This window comes from Agrococcus sp. UYP33, from assembly GCF_054060915.1.
Genome location: NZ_JBSSDR010000002.1, coordinates 754,892 through 768,581, shown reverse-complemented (window position 1 = coordinate 768,581; position 13,690 = coordinate 754,892). Strand labels below are relative to the sequence as shown.

The window sequence follows — 13,690 nt, the reverse complement described above, 5'->3', positions numbered from 1 at the left end:
TTCGTCTGCTTCGGCACATCACTAACGTAGCGAGCCTGCCTGCGAGCGGGGAGGATGCCCCTAGGCTCTGTCCTCGTGAGAGCGATCCGCAAGTTCACCGTCCGCACCTCCCTTCCCGCGCGCCTCGGCAGGCTCGAGGCGCTCGCCTCCAACCTGCGGTGGTCGTGGCACGAGCCGACTCGCGAGCTGTTCCGCGAGATCTCGCTCGACGGGTGGCGCGCCACCGGCCACGATCCGGTCCAGCTGCTGGGATGGGTCGGCCCCGAGCGCCTCCACCAGCTCGCCGAGGACGACGACTTCGTCGCCCGCGTCGACGCGCTCGCCGACGACCTCGACGACTACCTGTCGCAGGCTCGCTGGTACCAGTCGCTCGACGACGCGCCCGAGTCGATCGCCTACTTCTCGCCGGAGTTCGGCATCACGAGCGCGCTGCCGCAGTACTCGGGCGGCCTCGGCATCCTGGCCGGCGACCACCTCAAGGCCGCGAGCGACCTGGGCGTGCCGATCGTCGGCGTGGGCCTCTTCTACCAGTCCGGCTACTTCAAGCAGGCCATCTCGCGCGAGGGCTGGCAGCAGGAGTCGTACCCGGTGCTCGACCCGGATGGGCTGCCGCTGACGATCCTCCGCAACCCGGACGGCCGCCACGCCACGGTGGAGCTCGCGCTGCCCGGGCACCGCACGCTGCACGCGCGCATCTGGGTCGCGACGATCGGCCGCGTGCCGCTGCTCCTGCTGGACACGAACATCCACGAGAACGACGCCGACCTCCGCAGCGTCGCCGAGCGCCTCTACGGCGGCGGCGGCGAGCTGCGCCTGCAGCAGGAGCTGCTGCTCGGCATCGGCGGTGTCCGCGCGCTCGCCGTCTACAGCGACCTCACGGGCGCGCCGGTCCCGGCCGTCTTCCACTCCAACGAGGGCCACGCCGGCTTCCTGGGCATCGAGCGCATCTCGCAGCTCACGGCGACCGGGCTCTCGTTCGACGCCGCCCTGCAGCTCGTGCGCGCCGGCACCGTCTTCACGACGCACACGCCGGTGCCCGCGGGCATCGACCGCTTCGACGTCGAGCTCGTGCGCCGCCACCTCACGCGCGAGCTCGTGCCGGGCGTCGACGTCGAGCGCGTGCTCGCGCTCGGCCGCGAGTCCGACCCGACGATCTTCAACATGGCGCAGCTCGGCTTCTCGATCGCCCAGCGCGCGAACGGCGTCTCGAAGCTGCACGGCAAGGTCTCGCGCCAGATGTTCCAGGACCGCTGGCCCGGCTTCGACGCGCAGGACGTGCCGATCACCTCGGTGACGAACGGCGTGCACGCGCCCACGTGGACGTCGCCGATCCTCAAGCACCTCGCCGAGCGCGAGCTCGGCACGCTCGACACGGCGCGCTGCGACTGGGCGTCGGATGCGATCACCGACGAGACGCTCTGGGGCGTGCGCCGCGAGATGCGCCAGCACCTCGTCGAGGAGGCGCGCGACCGCACCCGCGTCAAGCACGAGCGCAACGACGGCGTCGTCCCGTCGTGGGTCGACACCATGCTCGACCCCGACGTGCTGACGATCGGCTTCGCCCGGCGGGTGCCGACCTACAAGCGGCTCACGCTCATGCTCCACGACCGCGACCGACTGCGCTCGATCCTCACGAACGCCGAGCGCCCCGTGCAGCTCGTCATCGCCGGCAAGTCGCACCCCGCCGACGAGATGGGCAAGGCGCTCATCCAGGAGCTCGTGCGCTTCACGCAGGAGCCCGAGGTGCGCGGCCGCATCGTCTTCCTCGAGAACTACGACATCTCGATGGCGAAGTCGCTCTACCCCGGCTGCGACGTGTGGCTCAACAACCCGCTGCGCCCGCTCGAGGCGTGCGGCACGAGCGGCATGAAGGCGGCGCTCAACGGCTCGCTCAACCTGTCGATCCTCGACGGCTGGTGGGAGGAGTACTTCGACGGCAAGAACGGCTGGGCGATCCCGTCGGCGCACGAGCAGATGGACGCCGCCGAGCGTGACGCGTTCGAGGCGAACGCGCTCTACGACCTCATCGAGCACCAGGTGGCGCCGCGCTTCTACGACCGCGACGAGCGAGGCCTGCCGACCGCCTGGATCGCCTCGATCCGGCACACGCTCGCGACCCTCAGCCCCGAGCTGTCGGCCGAGCGGATGCTCGCCGAGTACGTCGGCCGCCTCTACACGCCCGCCGCGAAGGCAGCCGCCGTGGCCGCCGCCGACGGTGCGAGCGCCGCACGCGACTTCGCCGACTGGACCGCGCGGATGCGCGATGGGTTCGGCGGTGTGCAGGTGCACCACGTCGAGGTCGAGGGCGTCGACGTGCCGCCGATCATCGGCGACGCCGTGACCGTGCGGGCGTTCGTCGCGCTCGGCTCGCTGCAGCCGTCGGACGTCGCCGTCGAGGTCGTCGCCGGCACCGTCACCGAGGAGGGCGAGCTGCGCCACGCACGCCGCTTCCCGCTCGAGGAGGCAGGCGCCGAGGACGGCAACCACCGCTTCGAGTCGGCGATCGGCCTCGAGCGCGCGGGCACGTTCGGCTACACGGTGCGCGTCGTCCCGCGCCACCCGATGCTCGCCTCCGAGGCGGAGCTCGGCCTGGTGGCCTACCCGCGCAGCTGACCCCGGTCCGTTTCCATCGAACTTCCCTGAACTGCGGGATCCTCCGGAAGGAACCCGCAGTTCGGGGAAGTTCGGCGTTCGGGTCAGCTCAGGACGGGCGGTAGAGCTGAGGGGACGGCGGCGACGCGGGGGAGCGCAGCCGCATGACGGTCGGGGCAGGCACGCCGGCTGCGGGCATGCCGTGCACCGCGTACACGCGCATGCTCATCGCCGTCATGGCGACCGCATCGCCCGGCACCACCCGCTCGGCGCCCTGGTGGTCGGCGGCGGAGTCCCACAGCAGCTCGAGCGCGGTCGCGCCGTCGGCGACTGGCGTCGTCACCCTCGTGTCGCGCGGCGAGCCGTGGAAGATCACGAGCACGCGCGAGTACGGCTCCTCCACGGGGGTCGACTCGGCGAGCATCTGCATCGTGCGGTCGTGGGAGTGGTCCCAGTCGTCGATCGTCATCCGCAGCCCCGCGGCGTTCCACCAGTCGAGGCGCGACGAGCCCGCCACGCGCTGACCGGTCTGGCCGTACTCGAGCGGCCGCAGCGCGGGGTGCTCGCGGCGCAGCTGCAGCAGCCTGCGGGTCTGCTCGAGGAAGGCGTCCTGCCAGTCGCGGCGCTCCCAGCGCATCCACGTGAGGGCGGAGTCCTGGCAGTAGGCGTTGTTGTTGCCGCGCTGGCTGCGGCCGAACTCGTCGCCCATCGTGAGCATCGGCACGCCCGCCGAGACGAGCAGCGTGCCGAGCAGGTTGCGCATCGACTTGCGGCGGTCGAGCTGCACGGCGACGTCGTCGGTGCGCCCCTCGATGCCGTGGTTGTACGAGTGGTTGCCGTCGGCGCCGTCGCGGTTCTCCTCGCCGTTCGCCTCGTTGTGCTTGCGGTCGTAGCGGGTGAGGTCGGCGAGCGTGAAGCCGTCGTGGGCGGTGATGAAGTTGACGCTCTGCAGCGGACCGCGCTCGGAGGCGATGAGCCCCTCGGAGCCGGAGACGGCGTGCGCGAGCGGGCCCACGCCCGTGGCGCCGTCGCCGCCGTGGCGGAACGAGCGGTAGTCGCTCAGCCAGAACTGCCGCGCGGTGTCGCGGTAGCGGTCGTTCCACTCCCCGAAGCCGTCGGGGAACCGGCCGGTCTGCCAGCCGTCGGGGCCGACGTCCCAGGGCTCCGCGATCATCGTCGCGCCGGCGAGCAGCGGGTCGGTGACGATGCGCCGCAGCAGCGGATGCTCGGGGTCGAACGCGCCGTCTGCCCTGCGTCCGAGCACGGGTGCGAGGTCGAAGCGGAAGCCGTCGACGTGCACCTCGCGGTGCCAGTAGCGCAGCGAGTCGAGCACGAGCTCCTCGGCCGCGTGCTCGGAGCAGTCGAGCGTGTTGCCGCAGCCCGTGTAGTCGATGCACTCGCCATCGGGGCCGGTCCGGTAGTACGACGCGTTGTCGATGAGCCGCAGGCTCGACGGTGGGCCGTCCGCGCCCTCCTCGGCGGTGTGGTTGTAGACGACGTCGAGGAAGACCTGCAGGCCGGCCTCGTGGAGCAGCCGCACCATGCCCTTCACCTCGCGCAGCACGCCGCCGGTGCCGTCGAAGCGCGCGCCGCGCGACGCGTAGTCGCTGTGGGGCGCGAACCAGCTGAGGGTGTTGTAGCCCCAGTAGTTGACGCGGCCCTGGCGGATGAGCCGCTGCTCCGAGACGAACTGGTGGATCGGCAGCAGCTGCACCGTCGTGACGCCGAGGTCCTTGAGGTAGCCGATCGTCGAGGGATGCGCGAGGCCGGCGTAGGTGCCGCGCAGCTCCTCCGGCATGTGCGGGCTCAGCTTCGTGAGCCCCTTGACGTGCGCCTCGTAGATCACCTGGCGGTCGAGCGGCACGTGCGGGCGGGGCGCGTCACCCCAGTCGAAGGCCGGGTCGACGACGGTCGCGCGGTGCTGCCCGTGCGGCGTGCGCACGATGCCGCGCGCGTGCGGCGGGATCGCGTGGCGGCCCGGGTCGAAGGCGTGACCGGGGCCGCTCGGGCCGTCGACGCCCACGGCGTAGGGGGTGCCGAGCTCCAGCAGCGGGGTGTCGATCGTGAAGTCGTCGCCGACGCGCTCCATGGGCAGCGACGTCCGCAGCCAGTCGGGGTCGTCGCGGTCGAAGAGCCGCAGCTCCATGCTCGTCGCGCTCCGCGACCACACCGTCAGCCGGTGGCCCTCCGGGGTGCGCTGGATGCCTCGCACCCGACTCCCCGACTCCACCACGCGCCCTAGGCTATTGGAGCATGTCCGAGTCCGAGCACCGAGCCACCGAGCGGGGCTCCGCCGCGCCTCGACCGGCCCGGCAGCTGCTCTTCGACCACGCGGCCGCGACGCCCATGCGCGAGTCCGTGCGGCGCGCGCTCGCGAGCGCGGAGCCGCTCGCCAACCCCGCGTCCACACACCGCGAGGGCCAGCGAGCGAGGGCGGTGCTCGAGGAGGCCCGCGAGCGGCTCGCCGCGACCCTCGGCGCGCATCCGACCGAGGTCGTGCTCACCTCCGGCGGCACCGAGTCGATCAACCTCGCGCTCAAGGGGGCGTGGTGGGCGTCGCGCGATGCCGGCTCGAGCGAGGCGCTCGTGGTGCCGGTCGCGGAGCACCACGCGACGCTCGACGCGGTCGAGTGGCTCGAGCGGCAGGGCGCCGCGGTGCGGTGGGTGGGCGTCGACGGCTCGGCGGTCACTGACGCGGACGCCTTCGCGACGGCGCTCACCGACGGTGCGGCGGTCGCCACGATGCTCGTCGCGAGCAACGAGCTCGGCTCCGTGCAGCCCGTCGACGCCGTCGCGGATGCCGCGGCGCGCGCGGGCGTGCCGCTCCACCTCGACGCTGTGGGAGCGTTCGGCCACGTGCCGCTGCGGTTCGACGAGACGGGGGCGGCGCTCATGAGCGTCGCGAGCCACAAGCTCGGCGGACCGCACGGGGTCGGCGCGCTCGTGGTGCGCCGCGACGCGCGGCTGCAGGCGCTCCACCACGGGGGCGGGCAGCAGCGCGGGCTCCGCTCGGGCACCCAGGACGCGCTCGGCGCCTCGCTCTTCGCGCTCGCGGCCGAGGAGGCCCAGGCCGAGCTGGCCGCGGAGTCGGCGCGCCTGCGCGCCGAGACCGATCGCATCCTCGCCCTCGCCGCGTCGCTCGAGGGCGTGCGCGTGCTCGCCGCGCCCGACCGGCTGCCGCACATCGCGCACCTCGTGGTGGAGGGCGCGGAGGGGGAATCGCTGCAGTTCCTGCTCGACGAGGCGGGCTTCGCCGTCTCGAACGGGTCGGCGTGCTCGGCGGGCGTGGCGCGCGAGTCGCACGTCGTGCGCGCGTGCGGCGTCACGGGCGTCGCGCCGCTGCGGCTCTCGCTCGGCCGCACGACGACGGCCGACGACGTGGATGCCCTGCTGGCAGCCCTGCCCGCGGCGATCGCGCGCGCCCGATCGCTGTGAAGGAGTCCGGGCGTCGCGCTCAGCTCGCGCGACGCCGCCGCGCGAGCTCGATGACCACCACCGCGACGATCGCGCCGACCACGTCGGCGACGAGGTCGCTCAGCGTGTCGGCGTAGCCGACGCGGATCGCGGTCGTGATGAACGTGTTGCCGGCCCACTCGCCGAGCTCCCACAGCAGCCCCAGCAGCGCGACCCCGCTCACGACGTGGAGCATGCGCGCCGCCGCGGCCCGGCCGCCGTCGCCGCCGGGCAGCAGCCCGGCCTGCAGCAGCAGCGCCCTGGCGAGGAGCGCGAGCACCGCGCCCGAGGCGACGTGCGCGACGAGATCGAGGGCGGGCACGGTCTCGTAGAGCCCGAGCGTCGCGCACCACGCGGCTGCGAGGAGCACCGCCTGCGTCGTCACGTCGACCGCGCTCGAGACGGGCGCGATGCGCGTGAGCATCGACCCGCCCAGCACGAGCAGCATCGCGGCGGCGGAGGGCGGCCCCGCGATGAGCCATGCGAGCGGGATGGAGGCGAGGATGACGAGCCGCAGCGCGTCGGTGGCGTGCCACCGCCCCAGCTCGAGCACGCGCGCGCTCATCCGCGCACGCGTCGCAGCCGGCTCGGGGAGAGCCGCCGCACCCAGCGGCGGCCGGGCGAGCCGCCCTCTGCCCAGTTGCGGCGGAACGTGCGCATCGCGACCGAGACGCGGCGGCGCACGTCGTCGCGGCTGCGGAAGATGCGGCCCTCCGCGCTCACGCGCATCCGCGGGTCGAAGCGGATCCGCGCCGCGGGTCCGAGGCGCATCGCCACGTCGAGGTCGTCGTGCACGTCGGCGTCGTCGCGCGTGGCGCGGTGCGCGATCGCCGTCCACGCCGAGCGCCGCAGCGCCATGTTCGATCCCCAGAGCGGCACGTTGCCGATCGCGGCGCCCGCGACGACGAACGTGCCGAACGCGTAGGCGACGCTCGCGAGCCCGGCCCACGGCGCAGGCACGTCGTGGAAGCGGCCCGGGCCGGTGATGGCGTCGAGCGCCGGGTCGTGGGCGAACGCATCCGCGATCCGCGCGATCCAGTCGACCGGCACGCGCGAGTCGGCGTCGCAGCGGGCGATCACGTCCCCGAGCGCGGCGTCGTAGCCGCACGCCGCGGCCGCCGCCACGCCCGGGCGCAGCTCCTCGACCACGCGCGCGCCGCCGGCCAGGGCGACCGCGGCGCTGTCGTCGGTGCTGCCGTTGTCGACCACGACGATCTCGAGCGGCGGCACCGACTGCGCCGCCAGGCGGGCGAGGCAGCCCCGCAGCGCGACTGCGTCGTCGCGCACCGGGATGACGACGGAGACGCGCGGGGGCGTCGACGACTGGGCGCTCACCCCTCCAGCCTCGCACGCCGCGCCCGATCGGTACCCTGGCACGCGGAGGTGGAGCGCATGAAGGTGCTGGCAGCCATGTCGGGTGGGGTGGACTCCGCGGTCGCGGCCGCGCGCGCGGTCGACGCCGGGCACGAGGTCGTCGGCGTGCACCTCGCGCTCAGCCGCATGCCCGGCACGCTCCGCACCGGCAGCCGCGGCTGCTGCACCGTCGAGGACGCGATGGATGCGCGCCGCGTGGCCGACCGCCTCGGCATCCCCTTCTACGTGTGGGACTTCTCCGAGCGCTTCCACGGCGACGTGGTGCAGGACTTCGTCGACGAGTACGCGGCGGGCAGGACGCCCAACCCGTGCCTGCGGTGCAACGAGCGCATCAAGTTCGAGGCGCTGCTCGACCGCGCGATCGGGCTCGGCTTCGACCGGGTCGTGACCGGCCACTACGCGCGGGTCGAGCGCACCGCCGATGGCGTCGAGCTGCACCGGGCGGCGGACTGGGCGAAGGACCAGTCCTACGTGCTGGGCGTGCTCACCGCAGCGCAGCTCGCGCACTGCTGGTTCCCGCTCGCGGACACGCCCACGAAGGCGGCCGTGCGCGCGGAGGCGGCCGAGCGCGGGTTCCTGCTGGCGCAGAAGCCCGACAGCCACGACATCTGCTTCATCCCGGACGGCGACACCCGGGGGTTCCTCGCCGAGCGGCTCGGCGCCGATCCGGGCGACATCGTCGACCGCGACGGCCGCGTCGTCGGCGGCCACGACGGCGTGCACGGCTACACGGTCGGGCAGCGGCGGGGCCTCTCGCTCGGCGTGCCGTCTCCGGACGGGCGCCCGCGCTTCGTGCTCGAGGTGAAGCCCTCGACGCGGCAGCTCGTCGTGGGGCCGAAGGAGGCGCTCGACGTGGTGCGCCTCGCCGGCACCCGCATCTCGCATGCCGGCGCGGTGCATCCGCAGCTCGCCGACGGGCTCCACGTCGAGGTGCAGATCCGCGCGCACGCCGATCCGGTGCCCGCGCGAGCCCGGATGGACGGCGACGAGCTCGTGATCGAGCCTGCGGTGCCGCTCAGCGGCGTCGCGACCGGGCAGTCGGCCGTGTTGTACCTCGGCACGCGGGTGCTCGGGCAGTGCACGATCGACCGCACGGTCGCCGCCGACGTCGTGGCGGCGTAGCGCGCCTCGGCGGCGGTCAGTGACCGCCGTGCTCCTCGACGGCGATGCCGTGCTCGCCGTGCGGCTGCGCGAACTGGCCGGCGTTCGTGCCGGCGAGGGCGGTGGTCGCGATCGTGGCGACGACCGCGGCCGACGACAGCAGCCCGAGCACCGTGTGGATGGGCCTCGGCTCGTCGTCGTGCGTGCGCCGCAGCAGCAGGAGCGCCGCCGCGCCGAGCGCGAGCGTCGACTCCGCGAGCAGCGGCGCCATCGGCAGGGACGATGCGGCCTCGGGCACCGCGAGCAGCGCACCGAGCCAGACGATCGTCGGCAGCAGCAGCGGCACGAGCACGATGCCGGGGTGCCAGCGGGTGCCGCGCAGGGCTGAGACCGCGATGACCGCCTGCCCGATGCCCGCGGCCACCATGGGCACCGCGACCCACGGCACGGCCGCGGCGCCCACCGCGAAGGCGATGAGCGCCGCGCCGAGCGCTGCCACGGCTCCCCAGATCCGGGTCAGCGCTGCCATGACCTGATCCTTACGCGACCGCGCGGCGGGCCGTCGTGCCGCGGTCGAGCGCGAGGCCCGTGCCGAGGAGGACGATCGCCGAGGCGAGGTGCAGGATGTGGTCGGCGGTGTTGAGCGCCAGGATGTTCAGCGCCGTGCCGACGAGGAAGAAGCCCACGATGCCGAGCAGCAGGTAGACCGCGCCGACCGTCGTGTTCGTGGCCTTCGCCGCGGGGGTGCTGCGGAGACCGGCGGCCAGCAGGGCGCCGCCGATGATGAGGTGCGCGACGTTGTGCAGGTGGTTGACCTGGAAGATGCCGAGCAGCAGGCCGCCCTCCTCACCGACGATGTTGCCGCCGGCCACGAAGAGGCCGAGCACGCCGACGAGCAGGTAGACGGCGCCGAAGATCGTGGCGACGAGGCGGTTGGGGGACTGAGTCATGACTCCTCCTTCTGTCAGGGCCGTTTCCGGCCTGCGCGCCGAGGTGGCGCACAAGGTGTCGATCAAGGTTCGGAGCCTCGGTCGACGCGGATTGGTCCTGATGCTGTGAATTCCTGTGCGAATGGACAGGTGGTGCATAGGGGGTGCACCCGGGGGACAGCATGCACGCACCGGCTGAGTGCATGATGGGGACATGGTGGGAATCGAGGCGGACGCCGCCCTCAGTGACGCGAACGCCCGAGCGCAGGACCTGCGCGCCCGCATCGAGGAGGCGAGCACCGCCTACTACGACCGCGACGCGTCGATCATCGACGACGCGACGTACGACGCGCTCGTGCGCGAGCTCGACGAGCTCGAGCGCGCGCACCCCGAGCTGCAGAGCCAGGACTCGCCGACGCAGGCGGTGCAGGGCGGCACGGGCAGCGGCCTGCCGACGATCGAGCACCGCGAGCGCATGCTGAGCCTCGACAACGTCTTCTCGGTCGAGGAGCTGCGCGAGTGGTGCGCGAAGGCGGAGGCCGCGGCGGGCAGGCGGGTCGCGTGGCTCACGGAGCTGAAGATCGACGGCCTCGCGATCGCGCTGCGCTACGAGCACGGCGTGCTCACGTCCGCCGCGACGCGCGGCGACGGGCGCGTCGGCGAGGTCGTGACGGTCAACGCGCTGCGCGTCGCGGGCGTGCCGGAGCGCCTGGCCGGCACCGGGCATCCGCCGGTCGTCGAGGTGCGCGGCGAGGTGTTCATCCCGGTCGAGGCCTTCGAGCGCCTCAACGCCCTGCAGGCGGCGCTGCGCGACCGCTCGGTCGAGGAGGACCGCGGCAAGTGGGAGCGGCGGCCCGCCGCGAGCCGCGGCGACTTCGACGCCGAGCGCGCGGCCGACCGCGCGGCGAAGCGCTTCCCGGCGTTCGCGAACCCGCGGAACGCGGCCTCCGGCGGCCTGCGGCAGCAGCTCGAGAAGAAGACCGGGCTCGAGCTCGAGGCCGGCGAGGCGCGCATCGCGGCGCTCGCGATGTACGTGCACGGCTTCGGCGCGTGGCCCGACCCGCCGGTCGCCGCGCAGAGCGAGGTGTACGACCTGCTCGCCCGCTGGGGGCTGCCGACGAGCCCGCACGTCGAGGTGCTCGACGGCATCGACGGCGTCGTCGCGTACGTCGAGCGCTTCGGCGAGCGGCGCCACGCGGTCGAGCACCAGCTCGACGGCATCGTGGTGAAGGTCGACGAGCTCGCGCTGCACGACGAGCTGGGGCAGACCTCCCGCGCGCCGCGCTGGGCGATCGCCTACAAGTACCCGCCCGAGGAGGTGCACACGAAGCTCCTCGACATCGTCGTGAGCGTCGGCCGCACCGGCCGCGCGACGCCCTACGCCAACATGGAGCCGGTCCAGGTGGCCGGCTCGGTCGTGCGGCAGGCGACGCTGCACAACCAGGACGTCGTGCGCGTCAAGGGCGTGCTCATCGGCGACACGGTGGTGCTGCGGAAGGCCGGCGACGTCATCCCCGAGGTGCTCGGCCCCGTGGTCGAGCTGCGCGACGGCACCGAGCGCGAGTTCGTCATGCCGGATGCGTGCCCGGAGTGCGGCACGACGCTCCGGCCGATGAAGGAGGGCGACATCGACCTCCGGTGCCCGAACGCGAAGGACTGCCCCGCGCAGGTGCGGGGCCGCGTCGAGCACATCGGCAGCCGCGGCGCGCTCGACATCGAGGCGCTCGGCGAGGTCACCGCCGCGGCGCTCACGCAGCCGAGCGTGCCGGCCGAGCCGCCGCTCGCGACCGAGGCGGGGCTCTTCGCGCTCACGCTCGAGGCGCTCGTGCCGATCGAGGTGGTCGTGCGCGACGCCGAGACCGGTCAGCCGAAGCTCGACGACGCAGGCTCGCCGGTCGTCCGCCGGCCCTTCCAGCGCCTCGCCACTGCCGCGGAGCGCAAGGCGGGCGCCGACGGGCCGCAGCCGTCGAAGCAGGCCGAGACGCTGCTCGCCGAGCTCGAGCGCGCGAAGACGAAGGACCTCTGGCGCCAGCTCGTCTCGCTCAACATCCGCCACGTCGGGCCGGTCGCGGCGCGCGCGCTCGCCGACTGGTTCGGCTCGCTCGCCGCGATCGAGGCGGCGACGCCCGAGGAGCTCGCGCAGGTGGAGGGCGTCGGGCCGATCATCGCCGACGCTGTCACCGAGTGGCTCGCCGTCGACTGGCACCGCGACATCGTGCGGTCGTGGCGCGACGCGGGCGTGCGGTTCGCGACGCCCGACCACCCGGGCCCGGGTGCCGCAGCGGAGCGCGGCGGCGTGCTCGCCGGGATCACCGTCGTCGCGACCGGCACCCTCGAGGGCTACACCCGCGAGGGGGCGCAGGAGGCGATCATGGCCGCCGGCGGCAAGGCGGCCTCGAGCGTCTCGAAGAAGACCGATTTCGTCGCGGCCGGTCCCGGTGCGGGCTCGAAGCTCGGCAAGGCCGAGGCGCTCGGCCTGCGCATCCTCGACGCGGCGCAGTTCCGGATCCTCGTCGAGCAGGGCCCGGACGCGCTGCCCGCGGTCGAGGAGGCGTGATGGACGGCATCGCCGTGCTCGTCGAGGCCTTCTCCCGCGTGCCCGACGCCGCCCGCCGGGCGGTGCGCGGCCTCACCCCCGAGCAGCTCGTCGCCGCGCCCGCCGAGGGAGCGAACACGATCGGCTGGCTCGTCTGGCACCTCGCGCGCGGCCAGGACGCGCAGATCGCCGACGTCGCCGGCACCGAGCAGGTCTACCTGACGGGCGCGTGGGCCGCCAGGTTCGGGCTCGAGCCAGAGCCGGACGACACCGGCTACGGCCACGACCCCTCCGCGGTGCGCGCCGTGCGGCCGGAGTCGGCCGACGCGCTGCTCGACTACCTCGACGCCGTGCACGCGGCGACGCTGGCGTACCTCGGCACGCTCGACGACGCAGACCTCGACCGCGTCGTCGACGACGCGTGGGATCCGCCGGTGACGCTCGGCGTGCGGCTCGTGAGCATCGTCGACGACGACGTGCAGCACGTGGGCCAGGCGGGCTACGTGCGCGGGCTGCTGGGCGCGTGATCGACCGGCTCGCGATCGAGGGCTACCGCTCGATCCGCTCGCTCGTCGTCGACCTCGCGCCGCTCACCGTGGTGACGGGGCGCAACGGCAGCGGCAAGTCCAGCCTCTACCGCGCGCTGCGGCTGCTCGCGGCCGCGGGCCAGGGCAGGGCGGTGGGCGAGCTCGCGGCAGACGGCGGCCTCGACGCCGTGCGCTGGGCCGGGCCCGAGCGCATCTCGCGCGCCGTCCGCGAGGGCGGGCCGACCGAGGGTCTCGTGCGCTCCGGTCCGGTCGCGCTGCGGCTCGGCTTCGGCGCGGCCGACGGGCTCGGCTACGCGATCGACCTCGGCCTGCCCGTGCCCGCGAGCGGCGGCGGCTTCGTCAGCCACTTCGACCGCGACCCCGACATCAAGCAGGAGCACGTCTTCGCCGGGCTCGAGCCACGACCGTCGAGCGTGCTCGTCGAGCGTCGGGGTGGCGTCGCACGGGTGCACGGCGACGACGGCTGGCGCGAGCTGGCCCGCGGCATGCCGGCGTGGGGATCGGTGCTCGACGAGCACGCCGGGGCGGCGGACGCGCCCGAGATCGCGGGCCTCCGGCGCCAGATGCGCGCGTGGCGGTTCCACGACGCCTTCCGCACCGACGCCGGCGCGCCCGCCCGACGGCCGCAGATCGGCACCAGGAGCCCGCGGCTCGACGACGACGGCGCGAACCTCGGCGCCGTGCTGCGCACCTCGATCGAGGCGGGCCACGAGCGCGAGATCGCCCGCGCCGTCGCCGAGGCGTTCGACGGCTCCGAGCTCGAGATCGTCGGGCACGACGGCCGCATGACGCCCGCGCTGCGCCAGCCGGGCGTGCTGCGGATGCTCACCGCCGACGAGCTCTCGGACGGCACGCTGCAGTTCCTGCTGCTGCTCGCGGCGCTCACCTCGGTCGAGCGGCCCACGCTCATCGTGCTGAACGAGCCGGAGCGCAGCCTGCACGCCGAGCTCTTCGCGCCGCTCGCCGCGCTCATCCGCCGCGCGAGCGAGCAGACGCAGGTGCTCGTCGTGACGCACCAGCGGCAGCTCGCCGACGCGCTCGACGGCGTGCGCATCGAGCTCGAGAAGGAGCACGGGCAGACGGTGGTCGCGGGCCGCGAGGGCCTGCTCGATCAGCCGGGCTGGCACTGGCCGAAGCGCTGACCCGGGCCGCGCGCG

At 74.1% G+C, this 13,690-nt stretch carries 11 protein-coding genes; 6 read left to right on the top strand and 5 right to left on the bottom strand.

Features of this window, described 5'->3' with window-relative positions; all coding sequences use genetic code 11:
* Positions 1-75: 75 nt before the first annotated feature.
* The gene (glgP, locus tag ACVWW9_RS14020; protein ID WP_456515988.1) at positions 76-2,613 is read left to right on the top strand and encodes an alpha-glucan family phosphorylase; all 2,538 of its coding nucleotides are present in this window, start codon (positions 76-78) and stop codon (positions 2,611-2,613) included.
* Between the two features lie 88 nt (positions 2,614-2,701).
* On the opposite strand, the gene glgX is transcribed toward glgP, so the two are convergent.
* Entirely contained in the window at positions 2,702-4,804 is a 2,103-nt protein-coding gene (gene glgX, locus ACVWW9_RS14015) for a glycogen debranching protein GlgX (protein ID WP_456515987.1), read from the bottom strand.
* Between the two features lie 41 nt (positions 4,805-4,845).
* On the opposite strand from glgX, the gene ACVWW9_RS14010 reads away from it, so the two are divergent.
* Entirely contained in the window at positions 4,846-6,027 is a 1,182-nt protein-coding gene (locus ACVWW9_RS14010; protein ID WP_456515986.1) for a cysteine desulfurase family protein, read from the top strand.
* A 19-nt stretch (positions 6,028-6,046) separates the two neighbouring features.
* Here ACVWW9_RS14010 and ACVWW9_RS14005 read toward each other — a convergent pair whose 3' ends face one another.
* Entirely contained in the window at positions 6,047-6,610 is a 564-nt protein-coding gene (locus ACVWW9_RS14005) for a hypothetical protein (protein ID WP_456515985.1), read from the bottom strand.
* Positions 6,607-7,380, bottom strand: coding sequence for a glycosyltransferase family 2 protein (locus ACVWW9_RS14000; RefSeq protein WP_456515984.1), 774 nt, complete (start codon positions 7,378-7,380; stop codon positions 6,607-6,609). The genes ACVWW9_RS14005 and ACVWW9_RS14000 overlap by 4 nt, the downstream gene beginning before the upstream one ends.
* A 57-nt stretch (positions 7,381-7,437) precedes the next feature.
* On the opposite strand from ACVWW9_RS14000, the gene mnmA reads away from it, so the two are divergent.
* The gene (mnmA, locus tag ACVWW9_RS13995) at positions 7,438-8,541 is read left to right on the top strand and encodes a tRNA 2-thiouridine(34) synthase MnmA (protein WP_456515983.1); all 1,104 of its coding nucleotides are present in this window, start codon (positions 7,438-7,440) and stop codon (positions 8,539-8,541) included.
* A 16-nt stretch (positions 8,542-8,557) separates the two neighbouring features.
* Here mnmA and ACVWW9_RS13990 read toward each other — a convergent pair whose 3' ends face one another.
* Together ACVWW9_RS13990 and ACVWW9_RS13985 are read right to left on the bottom strand one after the other, a co-directional pair.
* On the bottom strand, positions 8,558-9,049 hold the full coding sequence (locus ACVWW9_RS13990; RefSeq protein ID WP_456515982.1) for a hypothetical protein: 492 nt from the start codon (positions 9,047-9,049) through the stop codon (positions 8,558-8,560).
* A 10-nt stretch (positions 9,050-9,059) separates the two neighbouring features.
* Positions 9,060-9,470 (bottom strand): DUF4383 domain-containing protein, encoded by a 411-nt coding sequence (locus tag ACVWW9_RS13985; protein ID WP_456515981.1) that lies wholly within the window; start codon positions 9,468-9,470, stop codon positions 9,060-9,062.
* 193 nt (positions 9,471-9,663) lie between these two features.
* Here ACVWW9_RS13985 and ligA point away from each other — a divergent pair, with 193 nt between their 5' ends.
* From ligA to ACVWW9_RS13970, 3 genes are read left to right on the top strand one after another with little or no spacing between them, the layout of a single operon-like run.
* On the top strand, positions 9,664-12,006 hold the full coding sequence (gene ligA, locus ACVWW9_RS13980; protein WP_456515980.1) for an NAD-dependent DNA ligase LigA: 2,343 nt from the start codon (positions 9,664-9,666) through the stop codon (positions 12,004-12,006).
* Complete coding sequence (locus ACVWW9_RS13975) at positions 12,006-12,512, top strand: mycothiol transferase (protein WP_456515979.1); 507 nt, start codon at positions 12,006-12,008, stop codon at positions 12,510-12,512. Before ligA ends, ACVWW9_RS13975 begins: the two co-directional genes overlap by 1 nt.
* Positions 12,509-13,675, top strand: a complete 1,167-nt coding sequence (locus ACVWW9_RS13970) for an AAA family ATPase (protein ID WP_456515978.1) — start codon at positions 12,509-12,511, stop codon at positions 13,673-13,675. Before ACVWW9_RS13975 ends, ACVWW9_RS13970 begins: the two co-directional genes overlap by 4 nt.
* Positions 13,676-13,690 lie beyond the last annotated feature (15 nt).